Here is a 12,727-nt window from a genome sequence, read left to right on the forward strand (position 1 = left end):
GAACGGGAGACGGGGCGTTCGCAAGGGGCGATCAGCTGCGGCCGCGTGCCGGGCCGTGCGTCGGGCGCGAGGCGCCGTGGCCCGGGCGCGGGCCCGAGTCGAGGCGGATGCGCAGCGGGCGGCCGGCGACGCGCGTGCGGGCCAGCCGGTCGATCACGTCGGCCGAGAGGCCGGCCGGGATGTCGACCAGCGCGAAGCTGCCGAAGATGTCGATCTTGCCGACGTCCTTGCCGGTCAGGCCGCCCTCGCCGGTGAGCGCGCCCACGAGCGCGCCCGGCTGCAGGCCGTCACGGTGCCCGACGGCGACGCGCCAGCGCGGCGAGCCCCCGGCGATGTGCGTGTCGGCGCGGCGACGCTCGCCCCGCTCGGGACGGTCGTAGCTGCGCTCGGCGTCCCGCTCGCGCCCGCCACCGGTGAGGTGGGCGCGCGACAGGGCGTCGTCGAGGTCGTCACCGTGCTGCACGGCCTGCGGACCCTCGTCGCCGACCGCGAGCGCCGTGACCACGGCGAGCAGGTCGACGGGGTCGACGTCCGGGTTCTGGGCCAGGTGCACCGCGATGGCCTCGCGGTACAGGTCCAGGCGACCGAGCTCGGCGCGGGCACCCGTGCGGGCCAGCAGGGCCTGCACCCGGTGCGCGGAGACCTCGGCCGGCGAGGGGATCTCGACCTGCTGGAGGGACTGGCGGGTGGTGCGCTCGATCTGGCGCAGACGCGACTGCTCCGACGGCGTGACGAACGACAGCGCCTCGCCCTCGCGGCCCGCGCGGCCGGTCCGGCCGATGCGGTGCACGTAGGTCTCGGGCTCGCGCGGCACGTCGAAGTTGACGACGAGGCCGATGCGGTCGACGTCGAGGCCACGCGCGGCCACGTCCGTGGCGACCAGGACGTCGAGGGCGCCGGTCCGCAGGCGGTCGACGATCTTCTCGCGCTCGGTCTGGGCGACGTCGCCGGAGATGTACGCGGCAGAGATGCCACGCTCGATCAGCGCGCTGCCGACCTCCTCGGCCGCGCCGCGCGTGCGGACGAAGACGATGGCGGCGTCGGCCTCGGACACGGCGAGCACGCGGGCGAGCGCACCGGTCTTGTGGCGGTGCGGGACGACGGCGTACGTCTGGCGGACGCTCGTCACCGTGGACGCCTGGCGCGAGACGGTGATCTCGACCGGGCGGTTCAGGTGCTGCTCGGCGACCCGGCGGATCTGGGGCGGCATCGTCGCGGAGAACAGGGCGACCTGACGCTCGCGGGGCGCGGCGGACAGGACCTTGTCGACGTCCTCGGCGAAGCCCATGCGCAGCATCTCGTCGGCCTCGTCGAGCACGAGGAAGCGGACCTGGTCCATCTTCAGCGTGCGGCGGTCGAGGTGGTCGAGCACGCGGCCGGGGGTGCCGACGACGACCTGCGCGCCGCGGGACAGCGCGCGCTGCTGCGGCAGGAACGGCGAGCCGCCGTAGACCGCGAGCACGTTCAGGCCGGGCAGGTGCGTCGCGAACGACTGGATGGCGTCGGCGACCTGCATCGCGAGCTCGCGCGTCGGGGTGAGCACGACGGCCTGCACGGCCGGGAGGTCGTAGTCGATCGCGGCCAGCAGCGGCAGGCCGAAGGCGGCGGTCTTGCCGGTCCCGGTCTGGGCGACGCCGACGATGTCGCGGCCGCTCAGCAGGGCGGGGACGGCCTGCGCCTGGATGGCGGAAGGAGTGGTGAAGCCGAGGTCCGCGATCGCGGCCTGGAGGGCCGGGGGCAGACCCAGCTCGTCGAAGGTGCCGTTCTCGGGCATGGCAGAGGGCGCAACAGAACTCATGAAGAGGGGGTACCGATCATCGCGGGGCGGAGCCCTGAACCGTGCACCAGGTCGGCGAACAGCGGGTCGCAGCCCCTGACCACCCAGTGGCAACCGCTCACGCGATGCCTAGACCACACGACGCGAGGCGGGCCCCGACCGCCTCAGCGGTGGTGGCGACGCCTCGAAGGGGGACGCGACGAACTCCAGATTCACCGGGGAGTCTACCGGGCGGACGCGCCGGGCGGCAGGCAGGTCGCGCGTGACGTCGCGCACAGGGTCACGGGGACCTCCCTGAGGCCGGTCAGAGGCCGCGCTGCGGACCCTCGATCGCCGGGCATGCATCCATGACGACGTCGAGCCCCGCGGCACGCGCGCGCTCCGCCGCGTCCTCGTCGACGACCCCCAGCTGCAGCCACACGGCGCCCGCGCCGATGGCGATCGCCCGGTCGACGACGTCGCCGGCCAGGTTGCTGTTGACGAACACGTCGACCACGTCGACCGGGCCGTCGACGTCCTCGAGCGTCGTGACGCCGGCCGCGCCGTGGACGGTCTCGCCGCGCGGGTGGACGGGGACGATCGTGTGCCCGATCGACTGGACGTAGCGCGCGACCCCGTACGCAGCGCGCGAGCTGTTGCTGGACAGCCCGACCACGGCCCAGCGGCCCGGGGTGCTCAGGAGTCGGGTGATCACGTCGGGGTCGTTGCGGTGCGCCATGAGGGAACTCTCGCACCCGGGCGAACGGCTCGCGCGCCATCGTCCTGGGCGGTCCCGCGGGCCGCATAGGATCGACGCCGCAGGACGGGACGGCGACGGGGGAGGCAGTGGCGAGCAACGACGTCGTCTCCGCGCGCGTGCTGACCGTCCCGAACGCCATCAGCTTCGTGCGACTGCTCCTGGTCCCCGTGTTCGCCGTGCTCCTCGCGCGCGGCGAGGACGGCTGGGCCGTCGCGGTCCTCGCGGTCTCAGGGGCCAGCGACTGGCTCGACGGCGTCCTCGCCCGTCGGCTGGGCCAGGTGTCCCGGCTCGGGCAGTTGCTCGACCCGGCCGCGGACCGCCTCTTCATCATCGTGACCCTCGTCGCCCTGGCCTGGCGCGACGTCGTGCCCTGGTGGCTGCTCGCCGTTCTCGTCCTGCGCGACGTGGTCCTCGCCGGGATGCTCGTCGTGCTCGCGCGCGCCGGCTACGCGCCCCTGCAGGTCCACCTCGCGGGCAAGGCCGGCACGTTCGCCCTCCTGTACGCCTTCCCGCTGCTCCTGCTCGCGCAGTGGGACTCGTGGGTCGGCACCGTGGCCGGCGTGGCCGGGTGGGCGTGTGCCCTGTGGGGTGTCGCGCTCTACTGGTTCTCGGCAGTCCTGTACCTCGCGCAGGCCCGGCACCTGCTGCGTGCGAGCGACCGGGGCGGAGCGCCCGCGTGAGCGCCCGCCACGGCAGCGGCGAGCGCGAGGCGCCGCGCACGCCCGACGCGTCGATGACGCTGCTCACCGAGGTGTACCGGCGGCCGCTCGACCCCGGCTACGCCGAGGCGGCCGCACGCCGGGCGGCCGGGACGGGCCCGCGCCGAACGGTGAGGTCGACCGCCGGTCTCGTCGCGCTCGCCATCGCGCTGGGTCTCGGGGCGACGGCGGCGACGATCGCCCTCCGGCAGCCGGCGGGGTCGGTGCAGGCCGCGCGCACCCTGCTGGAGGAGCAGATCGGGCAGCGCGACGCCGAGGCTGACGCCACGCAGGCGGAGATCACCGCGATGACGGCGCAGATCGCCACGCTGCAGGCGCAGCTGCTCGGCGACGAGGGCCAGGGCGTGCGCGACCAGATCATGGCCGACTCGGTGGAGTCCGGGGTGATGCCGGTGACCGGTGCCGGGCTGCGCGTCGTGCTCACGGACGCCGCCTCCGACGACCCCGACACCGAGGATCCCGAGCTCCGGGTGCAGGACGTGGACCTGCAGGTCGTGGTCAACGGGCTGTGGGCTGCCGGTGCCGAGGCGATCGCGGTGAACGGGGAGCGCCTCACGGCCATGACCGCCATCCGGAGCGCGGGCGACGCCGTGCTGGTGGACCTCGTCGCCCTGAGCAGCCCGTACACCGTCGAGGCGATCGGCGACGCGGTCGGCATGCAGACCTCGCTGGCCCGCGCGAGCGCCGGGCAGCACCTGGCGACGCTGCGCACGACCTACGGCATCGGCGTCCAACTGACGTCGCAGAGCTCGCTCGACCTGCCGGGCACCGGCCTGGTCGCTCTGCACGAGGCCCAGGTCCCCGAGAGCACCGGACCGGCCGTGAGCGCTCCGGACGATCCGGGAGGTGCGCCCGACGAGATCGGTGTGGCAGGGTCTGCAGGTCCGACAGGGAGGGACGGCACGTGATCGCAGTCATCGGTCTGATCGTCGGCGTCGTCGGCGGCCTGCTCCTGCAGCCGACCGTCCCCACCGAACTGCAGCCGTACCTCCCCATCGCTGTCGTCGCGGCCCTCGACGCGCTGTTCGGCGGCCTGCGCGCGATGCTCGACGGGATCTTCGACGACCGCGTGTTCCTCATCTCGTTCCTGTCCAACGTAGTCGTCGCGGCGCTGATCGTGTTCCTGGGTGACCAGCTCGGCGTCGGCATGCAGCTGTCGACCGCCGTCGTCGTCGTCCTCGGGATCCGGATCTTCTCCAACGCGGCGTCGATCCGCCGGCACCTGTTCAAGGCATGACCGTGACCCCGGCGCACGAAGAGCGGGACGACGTCGGCACGCGGGACGGTGCGCCGGTCGACGAACCGCTGAGCCTGCCGCCGGTCGTGCCGGACGGCGAGCCCGACGACGAGCAGCTGAGCCTGCCGCCGGTCGTGCCGGACGACGAGCCCCTTCGTGCCGACGACGTGAACGACCTCCAGCCGCCGCTGGGCCTGCCGCCCGTCGAGCCCTCGGGAGGCGACGACGACGCACCGCTCCCGGCCACGACACCCGGAGCGCCCGCGGCTCTCGAGCGGGAGCCGGCGCTGGTCGTCGCGGACCCGGACGACGCCCCCGGCCCGAGGGTGTTCCATCCCGACGCGCTCGGCGCGGACGAGCCCGTCGCCCCGGTCGATGCCGGTGCCGCCGTCGTATCTGACGCCCGTGCCGTGAGCGAGCGTCTGGACACCCACGCCAGCACCGAGCCCGACCCGAGCGACGCAGAGCCGCCGAGCGGCTGGGTGGTCCTCGGCCGTGCGCTGCGCCCCCGTCTGACCCGTGCGCAGGTCCTCGCGGGCGTGCTCTGCGCGGTCCTGGGCTTCGCGCTCGTCGCGCAGGTCCGGCAGTCGAGCGGCGCCGACCTGGCGGGGATGCGGCAGGGCGACCTGGTGCGCATCCTCGACGAGACGACGAACCGTGGCGACCAGCTCGCGCGCGAGTCGGCGGACCTGGCCCGGGAGCGCGACGACCTGCTGTCCGGCTCGGACCGCCGCCAGGCGGCACTGGACGCCCTGCGGCGCAGCGCAGAGACCCAGGGGATCCTCACCGGTCGGCTGCCCGCCGAGGGACCCGGCGTGATCGTCACGCTGGTCGAGCCGGACGGCTTCATCAAGCCGATCACGATGCTCAACATGCTCGAAGAGCTGCGCAACGCGGGCGCGGAGGCGGTGCAGCTCAACGACCAGCGGGTCACCGCGAGCAGCTCGTTCACGGGGTCCGGGGGAGCGGTCGTCCTCGACGGGGTCGCCCTGACGGCGCCGTACCGCTGGATCGCCATCGGGGATCCCGACATCATCGCGCCCGCGCTGCAGATCCCCGGCGGCGCGATGGCGCAGGTGCGCAACAACGGTGGCCGGGGGACGGTCGAGAGCGCGGACAAGGTCGAGGTCGACGCGATCCGCGACGTGCCGGACCCGGTCTATGCGACGCCGGTGCCTCCGGCGGGCGATTGATCCTGGTCTGTTCCTGCCCGGCCCCCATCTGGCTCCGGACCTGCGCCGAGGACGTGCTGCGCCGACCGGCTCGGTCCGCATAGGGTGTGGCTGACCCCGAGGAACGTCGGTGGTCGACGCGAGGAACGGGCCCGGGAGGTGGCATGAGCGGCGAGGACCCGCAGGACGGACGTCCCGCCTACGGAGCCGACACGACGATGAGCTTCGGCGCGATCGAACCGGTCGAGATCGAGGCGTCGGCGCCGGTCGGGCTCACGCCGGACGAGGTCGCCGCCGTGCACGCTCTCCCGCCGACGTCGGCTCTTCTCGTGATGCAGCGTGGCGCGAGCGCCGGCGCACGGTTCCTGCTCGACGCCGAGCGCACCGTGGCCGGCCGCTCGACGTCCGCCGACATCTTCCTCGACGACGTGACGGTGTCCCGCAAGCACGCGGAGTTCGTGCGCGACGGGCAGACGTTCGCGGTCCGGGACATCGGCTCGCTGAACGGCACCTACGTCAACCGCACGCGCATCGACCAGTCGGTGCTCCGCGCGGGCGACGAGGTGCAGATCGGCAAGTACCGGATGACGTTCCACCCGAGCCCGCACCGCGACCCGGCCGGCGCGTGAGCGGCCTGCAGCAGACGCTCGACCCGACGGGGAGCACGACGTGACGAGTGCCCGAGCGCAACGCGCGCCGGTCGAGGCCGACGCGGCGCCCGCCGTCGAGCACGAGCCGTGGCCGCGGGGGATCTCCCGCCGCGCCTCGATGCGCATCTCCGACGTGCTGGCCGCGCTGCAGATCGAGTTTCCCGCCGTCACCACGTCGAAGCTGCGCTTCCTCGAGGAGCAGGGTCTGGTCGAGCCCGTCCGGACGGCGGCCGGCTACCGGCAGTACTCGCCGGCCGACATCGAGCGGCTGCGGTTCGTGCTGCGCCAGCAGCGGGACCGGTACATGCCGCTGAAGGTCATCGGGGACCGTCTCGCCGCGCTGGACGCCGGGGAGGAGGACGAGCCCGCGCCGCGCGCTCGTCTGGCTACCCGCGACGGCGTGCGGGAGGCGGCCGGGACGCGCTGGACCGTCGACGCGCTCGCGCGCGAGTCCGGTGTGGAGGTCGGCTTCGTCGAGGACCTCGTCGCGGCCGGGCTGCTGCGCACGCGCGGCACGACGTCCTTCGACCCGTGGGCACGCGAGATCGTGGTCGCGGCGGCGGCGCTGGCCGAGCACGGCATCGACCCGCGCCACCTGCGGCAGTTCCGCACGGCGGCCGACCGGCAGGCGGACCTCGTCGAGCAGGTCGTCGCCCCGTGGCGCGGACAGCGCAGCGCGTCGTCGCGAGCCCGGGCGGGCACGCTCGCTGCCGAGGTGGGCGAGCTCTGCAACCAGATGCACACCGCCCTCGTGCGTGCGGCCGTCGCCGACCTCGCACCGTAACGAGCCCGACAAGACTCCCGGCCTCCGGGGGGCGCCGGATCGCCGTCGGCGTCGTAGCGTGGGCGCCATGGGGGAGGACGCCGAGCTCGTACCGGTCGAGGTCGTCGGGGTGCGCCAGCACCTGGCCGACGACGAGATCGTCGTGCTCCTGCTCGACCCCGACTCCGAGCTCCTCGTGCCCATCCTCATCGGCCCCACGGAGGCCAGCGCGATCGCCTCTGCGCAGGCCGGGATCGTGCCGCCGCGACCGATGACGCACGACCTCCTGCGCGACGTGCTCATCGCCACCGGCTCCGGGCTGACGCGCGTGGAGATCACCAGCCTCGAGGACGGGGTGTTCCACGCCGAGCTCGTGCTCCGGACCGGTCCGCGCGTCGACTCGCGCGCGTCGGACGCGATCGCGCTCGCCCTGCGCTTCGGCTGCCAGGTGCTGTGCTCGGCCGAGGTCGTCGCGGTGGCCGGCGTGGAGGTGCGGACGACCACCTCGGAGCAGGACCTCGAGCGGTTCCGCCGCTTCCTCGACCTGGTGACCCCGGAGGACTTCAGCACGGGCGCCGAGCCGGAGGACGAGCCGGGGGCCGAGGGTCGCTGACGGTTGCTCGTGGCTGTTGGGCGCAAACCTTCGCGTTGAGGTCGAAGGTGAGACTCGCCGGTCGCGACACGCCCGGCGGGTGTCATGGCGTCTGCCGCGCCACGGGCCTAGTCTGGCAACCAGCCGGGGGAGCCGTCCGCCGACCGGCTAGCGACGAGTGGAGGATTCGTGACCAGCACCGAGAGTGCCGAGAGCGTCAGCGGGGCAGTCCCGCAGCGCGCTCAGGGCATGCTGTTCGACGACGACCTCCCCGACCTCGACACGGCGACCGGCTACCGCGGTCCCACCGCGTGCCGCGCCGCCGGCATCACGTACCGCCAGCTCGACTACTGGGCGCGGACCGGCCTGGTCGAGCCGTCGATCCGCCCAGCCACAGGGTCGGGCACGCAGCGCCTGTACAGCTTCCGGGACATCCTCGTCCTCAAGGTGGTCAAGCGGCTGCTGGACACGGGCGTCTCGCTCCAGCAGATCCGTACCGCCGTGAGCCACCTGCGTGAGCGCGGGGTCGACGACCTGGCGCAGATCACGCTGATGTCCGACGGCGCGAGCGTCTACGAGTGCACGTCCGCGGACGAGGTCATCGACCTGGTGCAGGGCGGGCAGGGCGTCTTCGGCATCGCCGTCGGCCGCGTCTGGCGCGAGGTGGAGGGCACGCTCGCGCAGCTGCCGTCCGAGCGCGCCGACGAGGACGACGAGCTGGTCGTCGAGGCGTCGCCGCACGACGAGCTCGCGATGCGTCGTCAGGCGCGTACCGCCGGCTGATCCACCGACCCCGTCGAGAGCGGCCGTCCCTGGGGGCGGCCGCTCTTGCGTCGTCAGTGGCGGGGCGCCCGCAGCGCGCGGTCGAGCAGCGCGTCGAACGTCCTGGCCAGCTCGGCCGCCGCGGCGCCGGGCCAGGCGTGCACGGGCTGGGCGGCACCCTGGGCCTGCTGGAGCGCGGCGCGCTCCGGGACCGGCGGGGTGAGCACGAGGGGGCCGTAGAGCGTCTGCAGCTCCTCGAGCCGGAACGCCTGCTCGAGGGAACGGGCGCGGACCCGGTTGACGACGATGCCGAGCGGCTGGAGTGCCGGGGCCGGGCCGCGTCTGAGCTCGTCGATCGTGCGCATGGCCCGGCCGACGGCCATGACGGCGAACAGGCCGGGCTCCGTGACGACGAGGGCGCGGTCGCACGCGGCCAGGCCGGTCCGGGTCAGGCCACCGAGCGACGGGGGGCAGTCGACGAGGACGAGGTCGTAGCCGTGCACCCACGAGAGCGCGTAGCGGAGGCGGTCGATGTCGTCGCCCTCGAGCCGGTCGTGCGCCGCGGACCGCTCCGACCCCGCCAGCACGTCGAGGCCGTCGTCGGCCCACGAGGACAGCACGGTCGCGGCGGACATCGTCGCCTCGCCGGGATCGTCGAGGACCGAGGCGACGTCACCGGTCTGCGGGCGCGCGCCGAGCGCCATCGTGCTGTCGCCCTGGGGGTCGAGGTCGATGACCAGAGTGCGCAGGCCGCGCTCGAGCGCAGCCGACGCCAGACCGAGGGTGATCGACGTCTTGCCCACGCCACCCTTGAGACTGCACACCCCGAGCACCAGCACGTGCGACACCGTAGCCGGGCGACGGGTCCGCGACGAAAACGGGTGACGACGAACCACTCGCGTGGCGGTTCCGGGGGCACGGACCCGCAGGTCAGGACAGACTGGGCAGATGAGCATCCGACTGAGCCGCTGGGGACACGCCTGCATCCGCCTCGACCGCGGCGACGACCGTCTGGTCATCGACCCCGGGGTCTTCTCCGACCTGCCCGGCGCCCTCGACGGCGTCTCCGCGGTCCTCGTCACGCACGAGCACCCCGACCACCTGGCCACCGAACCGCTGGTCGCGGCGATCCAGGCGGGCGGCGTGGAGGTGTGGGCACCGCAGTCGGTGGTCGACGCCCTCGTCGGCGCCGGCGCGCCGTCGGGCAAGGTGAACGCGGTCAGCGCGGGAAACGCTTTCACGGCTGGCGGCTTCGACGTCGAGGTGCTGGGGGAGTGGCACGCGCTGATCCACCAGGACGTGCCGCGCGTCCACAACGTCGGGTACCTCGTGGCGGGGGTCCTGCACCCGGGCGACGCGTACGTGGACACGGGCGACGCCCATGTGGACGTCCTGTGCACGCCGATCGGCGCGCCGTGGCTCAAGCTGGGGGAGGTCGTCGACTTCGTGCGCCGTGTCAACCCCGGGCAGCTCGTCGTGATCCACGACGCCCTGCTCAGCGCGATCGGGCAGGGCATGGCGATCAACCTGCTCGGGCGCATCGGTGGCGCGGGCGACCCGATCTCGCTCGACTCCGGCGAGGGCATCGACCTCGACCTGTAGGACGCGCCCGCTCCCGACCCGATGACCGCTTTCGCGTCGGGTCGCCCGACCGTAGCGTGAACCCGTCGGAAGGAGACCGCCGTGACGGAGTCCGTGGGGCACGAGGTGCCCGAGCTCGAGTACGACGAGAACGTCCCGCCGCGCCCGGAGGAGGAGATCGCCGACGCCGCCCGGTCGGTGCCCGATCCGGAGGGTCACGGCGGTTCGCCTGCCGATCAGGTGACGGCGCGCGACGAGCCCTGAGGGCTTCGTCGCCGGACGTGAGGCATCCTGTGCAGGTGATTGTCCAACAGGTGGGGGAGAACGACTGGCGACTCGTCCAGGAGGTCCGGTTGCGCGCCCTCCGGGAGGACCCGGACGTCTTCGGTGCGTCGCTGGCGCGTGAGGAGCGGTTCGTCGAGTCGCACTGGCGGATGCGCCTGCGCACGTCGACCACCTGGATCGCCGTGGACGACGACGGCGCGGGCCGCGGGATCGTGACGATGATGCAGGAGCCGGGGTCGCCGGTGGACGACCGGCATGTCGTCTCGCTCTGGGTGGCTGCGGAGGCGCGCCGGCACGGCGTCGGGTGGGCGCTCCTCGACGCCGTCCGCACCGCAGCGATCGCCGAGGGAGCCCGGACGGTCTCGCTGTGGCTGGTGGACGGGAACCACGCCGCCGGCGACCTGTACGTGCGCGCCGGGTTCACGCGGACGGGGGAGCGGCAGGTGCTGCCGCGCGACCCGTCGCAGACCGAGGAGCGGTACGTGCTGACGCTCCGCGCGGCGGAGGCGTCCTAGCCGACGAGCTCGAGCAGCTCGGCGGCGTCGAACGTGCCCGGCGGGGTGCCCGCCGCGGCGGCCTGCCGCGCGAGCTGCTGGAGCATCCCGTTGACCGGCGTCGGGACGCCGTGCAGGCGACCCAGGAGCACGACCTCGCCGTTGAGGTAGTCCGCCTCGATCGAGCCGGTCCCGCGCGCGAGGGACTGCCAGGACGACCCACCGCCGTCCTCGCCGGGCAGGCGACCCATGTGGAAGTCGGCGCGGGCCGCGTCGTGCTCGGCATCGGGGACCACCCGCACGCCGGCCGCCGCCAGGACCGCCCGACCCTCCGCGGTGGCTGCGGCGGTCAGCTGACGGGCGGGGCCGTCGGAGACCGTGCCGCACAAGGCCTCGACGGCGTTGCCCAGGTTCGACATCAGCTTGTAGTACTTCCACGCCATGACGTCGTCCACGACCGGCGCCCGGAACCCCGCGGCCACGAGGTCGGCCGCGATCGCCGTCGGAGCCGGACCACCGACAGGGACGGGCCCGAGCCAGAGGACCCCGGGCACCGGTGTGCTGCCCGCCGACACCCGGCCGGGCTCCAGGTGCGTCGCAGGCAGCCACACGCACATGCCGACGACGTGGGCGAACCTGCGCAGGGCGGCCCGCTCATTGTCGACGCCGTTCTGGGCGCACACCAGCGGGAGCTGGGTCGCTGCCGTGCCGCCACCCGCCACGGGCCGGTCCGCCCAGGCCTGCAGCGCGGCGGCCGAGTCCTGGCTCTTCACGGCGAGCACGAGGACATCGTCCGGCCGGAGGTCCACGGCGTCCGGCCCGGCCGCCGTGGCCGGGTGCACGTGATGGATGCCGTCGGTCGTGGCGACCTCGAGACCATCGGCGCTCAGCGCCTCGAGCTGACGGTTCCTGGCGACGAGGACGACGTCGCGTCCAGCCGCGGCGAGCAGCCCGCCGATGACCCCGCCGACCGCACCCGTCCCGATGATGATGTAGCGCACGAGCGCACGTTACGCGGAGTCCGGGGGAGTCACGGCAACGAGACGAGCACCCAGGCCGCGGCGATCGCGACGGACTGCCACACCAGGTCGCCGTTCCACGGCTCGAGCGGACGGGAGCGGGCTTCGGACGCGATCTGCAGCGCCAGCAGCCGGACCGCAGCCGTCGCAGCGCCCAGGATCAGGACCGCCAGCACCGCCAGGACCAGCTGGGCGGCCCACGTGTCCCAGGCGTCCGCGAGCATCACAGGGATGAACAGAAGCACGACCGGCAGGAGCAGCACTGCCCGTGACACCAGCGACGTGCTGGTGAGCACCTGCCTCGCAGCCTGACGATCCTCGACCACGCGCTTGCGTCGTTCGCGTGGCGTGAGCGGCTCCCGCACCCTGACGCTGCAGGCGTGGAAGAGCGCCCCGGGCACCGTCCCGCGCAGGACCGGGTAGACGAGGAACGCCTCGTGGGGGCCGTCGACCCGGATGGACGGCGGCGACCCGACGGCGTCGGCGTCGCCGAGCACGCGTCGGAGAACCCTCACGGCACGGAGCCTCGCACAGTCCCGGCCGGCGCTCGGTCAGATCGCCGCGTGCCGGGATCTCCGGGGTAGGGAAGTAGGGGAGCCGATCAGGTGGGTCGAGCGGGTCACGATCGCTGGAATGTCATAATGTGCATTATCGGCGTAGACCTGTGTCTGAGTTGGCTTCGCGGGACTGTGCCTCAGGATCCACGCGACGAGCCTGTTCCACGCTGCGCGAATGGCTGCGGATGCTTCCAGACGTCGGGTCTCTCCAGCTGATCCGTGTCTGGCTCGGGCGCACGCCGGACGATCACCACGAGGCAATCATGGGCCGCGCGGCGTGATGGCTCCCGTATCCGACTCGAGTCCTCGAAGGGTGCGGCCGTGCGCGATCGGGCGATCGAGCTCGGTGACGACGAGAACCCCGCCGCGTGGCTCGCCGA

General features: G+C 73.6%; 16 protein-coding genes. 11 read left to right on the forward strand and 5 right to left on the reverse strand.

Annotated elements, in window-relative coordinates; genetic code table 11:
• Nucleotides 1–31: 31 nt before the first annotated feature.
• Nucleotides 32–1,798: a DEAD/DEAH box helicase gene (locus AC1DT4_RS16785; RefSeq protein WP_477090926.1), complete on the reverse strand. Its 1,767-nt coding sequence runs from the start codon at nucleotides 1,796–1,798 to the stop codon at nucleotides 32–34.
• A 283-nt stretch (nucleotides 1,799–2,081) separates the two neighbouring features.
• Complete coding sequence (locus tag AC1DT4_RS16790) at nucleotides 2,082–2,495, reverse strand: CoA-binding protein (RefSeq protein ID WP_477090927.1); 414 nt, start codon at nucleotides 2,493–2,495, stop codon at nucleotides 2,082–2,084.
• Nucleotides 2,496–2,602: 107 nt separating this feature from the next.
• Between AC1DT4_RS16790 and clsA the strand changes: the two genes are divergently transcribed.
• The 8 genes from clsA (at nucleotide 2,603) to AC1DT4_RS16830 (ending at nucleotide 8,432) form a co-directional block, all read left to right on the forward strand.
• Nucleotides 2,603–3,196 (forward strand): cardiolipin synthase ClsA, encoded by a 594-nt coding sequence (clsA, locus tag AC1DT4_RS16795; protein ID WP_477090928.1) that lies wholly within the window; start codon nucleotides 2,603–2,605, stop codon nucleotides 3,194–3,196.
• Complete coding sequence (locus tag AC1DT4_RS16800; protein WP_477090929.1) at nucleotides 3,193–4,143, forward strand: DUF881 domain-containing protein; 951 nt, start codon at nucleotides 3,193–3,195, stop codon at nucleotides 4,141–4,143. The genes clsA and AC1DT4_RS16800 overlap by 4 nt, the downstream gene beginning before the upstream one ends.
• The gene (locus tag AC1DT4_RS16805) at nucleotides 4,140–4,472 is read left to right on the forward strand and encodes a small basic family protein (protein WP_477090930.1); all 333 of its coding nucleotides are present in this window, start codon (nucleotides 4,140–4,142) and stop codon (nucleotides 4,470–4,472) included. The genes AC1DT4_RS16800 and AC1DT4_RS16805 overlap by 4 nt, the downstream gene beginning before the upstream one ends.
• Complete coding sequence (locus AC1DT4_RS16810; RefSeq protein WP_477090931.1) at nucleotides 4,469–5,665, forward strand: DUF881 domain-containing protein; 1,197 nt, start codon at nucleotides 4,469–4,471, stop codon at nucleotides 5,663–5,665. The genes AC1DT4_RS16805 and AC1DT4_RS16810 overlap by 4 nt, the downstream gene beginning before the upstream one ends.
• A 143-nt stretch (nucleotides 5,666–5,808) precedes the next feature.
• The gene (locus AC1DT4_RS16815) at nucleotides 5,809–6,273 is read left to right on the forward strand and encodes an FHA domain-containing protein (RefSeq protein ID WP_477090932.1); all 465 of its coding nucleotides are present in this window, start codon (nucleotides 5,809–5,811) and stop codon (nucleotides 6,271–6,273) included.
• A gap of 40 nt (nucleotides 6,274–6,313) precedes the next feature.
• Entirely contained in the window at nucleotides 6,314–7,078 is a 765-nt protein-coding gene (gene ftsR, locus AC1DT4_RS16820) for a transcriptional regulator FtsR (protein ID WP_477090933.1), read from the forward strand.
• A 67-nt stretch (nucleotides 7,079–7,145) separates the two neighbouring features.
• On the forward strand, nucleotides 7,146–7,670 hold the full coding sequence (locus AC1DT4_RS16825) for a bifunctional nuclease family protein (RefSeq protein ID WP_477090934.1): 525 nt from the start codon (nucleotides 7,146–7,148) through the stop codon (nucleotides 7,668–7,670).
• Between the two features lie 168 nt (nucleotides 7,671–7,838).
• Nucleotides 7,839–8,432 carry a MerR family transcriptional regulator gene (locus AC1DT4_RS16830; protein WP_477090935.1) on the forward strand — a complete coding sequence of 198 codons (594 nt, stop codon included), beginning with the start codon at nucleotides 7,839–7,841 and terminating at the stop codon, nucleotides 8,430–8,432.
• Nucleotides 8,433–8,485: 53 nt separating this feature from the next.
• Here the strand turns inward: AC1DT4_RS16830 and AC1DT4_RS16835 are convergent, their stop codons facing one another.
• Nucleotides 8,486–9,250, reverse strand: coding sequence for a ParA family protein (locus AC1DT4_RS16835; protein ID WP_477090936.1), 765 nt, complete (start codon nucleotides 9,248–9,250; stop codon nucleotides 8,486–8,488).
• Between the two features lie 109 nt (nucleotides 9,251–9,359).
• Between AC1DT4_RS16835 and AC1DT4_RS16840 the strand changes: the two genes are divergently transcribed.
• The 3 genes from AC1DT4_RS16840 (at nucleotide 9,360) to AC1DT4_RS16850 (ending at nucleotide 10,792) form a co-directional block, all read left to right on the forward strand.
• Nucleotides 9,360–10,013: an MBL fold metallo-hydrolase gene (locus tag AC1DT4_RS16840; protein ID WP_477090937.1), complete on the forward strand. Its 654-nt coding sequence runs from the start codon at nucleotides 9,360–9,362 to the stop codon at nucleotides 10,011–10,013.
• Nucleotides 10,014–10,094: 81 nt separating this feature from the next.
• Nucleotides 10,095–10,256, forward strand: a complete 162-nt coding sequence (locus tag AC1DT4_RS16845) for a hypothetical protein (RefSeq protein WP_477090938.1) — start codon at nucleotides 10,095–10,097, stop codon at nucleotides 10,254–10,256.
• Nucleotides 10,257–10,291: 35 nt separating this feature from the next.
• Nucleotides 10,292–10,792, forward strand: coding sequence for a GNAT family N-acetyltransferase (locus tag AC1DT4_RS16850; protein WP_477090939.1), 501 nt, complete (start codon nucleotides 10,292–10,294; stop codon nucleotides 10,790–10,792).
• On the opposite strand, the gene AC1DT4_RS16855 is transcribed toward AC1DT4_RS16850, so the two are convergent.
• Together AC1DT4_RS16855 and AC1DT4_RS16860 are read right to left on the reverse strand one after the other, a co-directional pair.
• Nucleotides 10,789–11,772 carry a ketopantoate reductase family protein gene (locus AC1DT4_RS16855; RefSeq protein ID WP_477090940.1) on the reverse strand — a complete coding sequence of 328 codons (984 nt, stop codon included), beginning with the start codon at nucleotides 11,770–11,772 and terminating at the stop codon, nucleotides 10,789–10,791. The genes AC1DT4_RS16850 and AC1DT4_RS16855 overlap by 4 nt on opposite strands.
• A 29-nt stretch (nucleotides 11,773–11,801) precedes the next feature.
• Entirely contained in the window at nucleotides 11,802–12,305 is a 504-nt protein-coding gene (locus AC1DT4_RS16860) for a hypothetical protein (protein WP_477090941.1), read from the reverse strand.
• Nucleotides 12,306–12,727 lie beyond the last annotated feature (422 nt).

The sequence above is a fragment of the Cellulomonas sp. P4_D11 genome (assembly GCF_056401915.1).